General features: G+C 63.4%; 4 protein-coding genes and 1 pseudogene. All 5 read left to right on the top strand.

Annotation, left to right across the window (positions count from 1 at the left end; translation table 11 throughout):
• Positions 1–242: pseudogene (locus VFA16_RS13765) on the top strand (30S ribosomal protein S3); the annotation flags it as partial.
• Between the two features lie 3 nt (positions 243–245).
• Entirely contained in the window at positions 246–662 is a 417-nt protein-coding gene (gene rplP / locus VFA16_RS13760; protein ID WP_324968354.1) for a 50S ribosomal protein L16, read from the top strand.
• Complete coding sequence (rpmC, locus tag VFA16_RS13755; protein ID WP_083089143.1) at positions 662–895, top strand: 50S ribosomal protein L29; 234 nt, start codon at positions 662–664, stop codon at positions 893–895. The genes rplP and rpmC overlap by 1 nt, the downstream gene beginning before the upstream one ends.
• Complete coding sequence (gene rpsQ, locus VFA16_RS13750) at positions 895–1,287, top strand: 30S ribosomal protein S17 (protein ID WP_324968353.1); 393 nt, start codon at positions 895–897, stop codon at positions 1,285–1,287. Before rpmC ends, rpsQ begins: the two co-directional genes overlap by 1 nt.
• 171 nt (positions 1,288–1,458) lie before the next feature.
• The coding region (locus VFA16_RS13745; protein WP_324968352.1) for an arylsulfatase at positions 1,459–2,838 on the top strand (1,380 nt) is incomplete at its 3' end.

Below are 2,838 nucleotides of genomic sequence, written 5' to 3'. Positions count from 1 at the left end.
TCGGTGTCAAGGTGTGGATCTACAAGGGCGACATCGTCGGCGGCAAGCGTGAGTTGGCGGCGCCCGCAGCGGGCGCCGACCGTCCGCGCCGCGAGCGCCCGTCGGGTACCCGTCCGCGTCGCAGCGGCGCTGCAGGGACGACGGGAACCAGCACCGAGGCGGGACGGGCCGCAGGCGCTGAGGACGCCGCCGCTCCCGCGGCCGCCGAGCCAGCCCTCGAGACGCAGAGCACGGAGAGCTGAATCATGTTGATTCCCCGCAAAGTCAAGCACCGCAAGCAGCACCGTCCCCGCCAGCGCGGCATCGCCAGCGGCGGCACCACGGTGAGCTTCGGCGACTACGGCATCCAGGCGTTAGAGCACGCCTATGTCACCAACCGGCAGATCGAGTCCGCGCGTATCGCCATCAACCGGCACATCAAACGTGGCGGCAAAGTGTGGATCAACATCTTCCCGGACCGCCCGCTGACCAAAAAGCCCGCCGAGACCCGAATGGGTTCAGGGAAGGGTTCACCGGAGTGGTGGATCGCCAACGTCAAACCGGGCCGGGTGCTGTTCGAGCTGAGCTACCCGAATGAAGCCGTCGCCCGGGCCGCGCTCACCAGAGCGATACACAAGTTGCCGATCAAGGCCCGCATCGTGACCCGAGAGGAGCAGTTCTGATGGCAGTGGGCGTTTCCGCCGGCGAACTGCGTGAGCTCACTGACGACGAGCTGGTCGAGCGTCTGCGCGAATCCAAGGAGGAACTGTTCAATCTGCGGTTCCAGATGGCGACCGGACAGCTCAGCAACAACCGTCGGCTCCGCACCGTGCGTCAGGAGATCGCACGCATCTACACGGTGCTGCGCGAACGAGAACTGGGTCTGGCGTCCGGGCCCGGGGGTGAGGAATCGTAATGGCAGAGGCTAAGACTGGCACGAAGGCCCCGGCGAAAAAGGCAGCTACCAAAGCGTCGAAGGCTGCTCCAAAGAAAGCGGCTGCCAAAGACGCCGCGCCGAAAGAGAAGGGGCCCAAGCACACTCCGCGCACCCCGAAGCCGAGGGGCCGGCGCAAGACTGCGATCGGCTACGTCGTCAGCGACAAGATGCAGAAAACTATCGTGGTCGAGCTTGAGGACCGCGTGCGGCACTCGCTCTACGGCAAGATCATCCGCACCACCAAGAAGGTCAAGGCGCACGACGAGAACAGCGTCGCCGGCATCGGCGACCGCGTGTCGCTGATGGAGACCCGTCCGCTGTCGGCGACCAAACGCTGGCGGCTCGTCGAAATCCTCGAGAAGGCCAAGTAAGACCCAGCTGCGGCTGGTTCTCTTGGCGATGGACTCGCCCCGCTACCGCCCGGCGAGTTCCTTGTGACCTGGGCTGGTGTGTTTCGGCTGCCCTAAAACGCTGGCAGTGTGCGTGAGTATTTGACACGGGACGGGTATAGGCTCGCGGCACCGATAAGAACGGAGCCGGTGATGGCAACAGAGTTCCAGGGCAAGGTCGAGCTGGATATCCGTGACTCCGAGCCGGATTGGGGACCGTACGCGGCGCCGACCGCACCGGAAAACGCGCCGAACATCTTCTATCTGGTGTGGGACGATGTCGGGATCGCGACATGGGATTGCTTCGGCGGGCTGGTCGACATGCCGGCCATGACCAGAATCGCCGACCACGGTGTGCGGCTGTCGCAGTTTCACACCACGGCGCTGTGCTCGCCGACTCGGGCGTCATTGCTGACTGGTCGCAACGCCACCACGGTGGGTATGGCCACCATCGAAGAGTTCACCGACGGGTTTCCGAACTGCAACGGCCGTATCCCCGCCGACACCGCGTTGCTCTCTGAAGTGCTGGCCGAGCGCGGCTACAACACCTACTGCGTCGGCAAATGGCATCTCACACCGCTAGAAGAGTCGAATCTCGCGTCCACGAAACGGAACTGGCCGCTATCGCGAGGCTTCGAGCGGTTCTACGGCTTCATGGGCGGGGAGACCGACCAGTGGTATCCGGACCTGGTCTACGACAACCACCCTGTGCCGCCACCGGCTACTCCCGAAGACGGCTACCACCTGTCGAAGGACATCGCCGACAAGACAATCGAGTTCATTCGCGATGCGAAAGTGATCGCACCCGACAAGCCGTGGTTTGCCTACGTCTGCCCCGGTGCAGGACATGCCCCGCACCATGTGTTCAAGGAATGGGCAGACAAATACGCCGGCCGCTTCGACATGGGGTACGAAAAGTACCGCGACATCGTGCTGGAGCGGCAGCAGGCGATGGGTATCGTGCCGCCGGATACGGAACTGTCGCCGATCAATCCGTATTTGGATGTCCAAGGCCCGCAAGGCGAGCCGTGGCCCCTGCAGGACACCGTGCGGTCCTGGGACTCGCTGGGCGCCGACGAGAAAAGATTGTTCTCCCGGATGGCCGAGGTTTTCGCCGGCTTCCTGAGCTACACCGACGCCCAGATCGGCCGGGTGTTGGACTATCTCGAGGACTCCGGGCAGTTGGACAACACGCTGATCGTGGTGATCTCCGACAACGGGGCCAGCGGTGAAGGTGGCCCGAACGGGTCGGTGAACGAGACGAAGTTCTTCAACGGCTACATCGACACCGTCGAAGAGAGCCTGAAGTATTTCGACCGGCTCGGTGGACCCGAGACCTACAACCACTACCCGATCGGGTGGGCGATGGCGTTCAACACGCCCTACAAGTTGTTCAAACGCTATGCATCGCATGAGGGCGGCATAGCCGATACGGCAATCATCTCCTGGCCCAACGGGATTGCCGCGCGAGGAGAGGTGCGCGACAACTACGTCAACGTCTGCGATATCACGCCGACCGTCTACGACCTCGTG

This window comes from Mycobacterium sp., from assembly GCF_035653355.1.
In the GTDB taxonomy this organism is placed as follows: domain Bacteria; phylum Actinomycetota; class Actinomycetes; order Mycobacteriales; family Mycobacteriaceae; genus Mycobacterium.
Note: the sequence above shows the minus strand (reverse complement) of the source record. Positions and strands in the feature narration are given on the sequence as shown.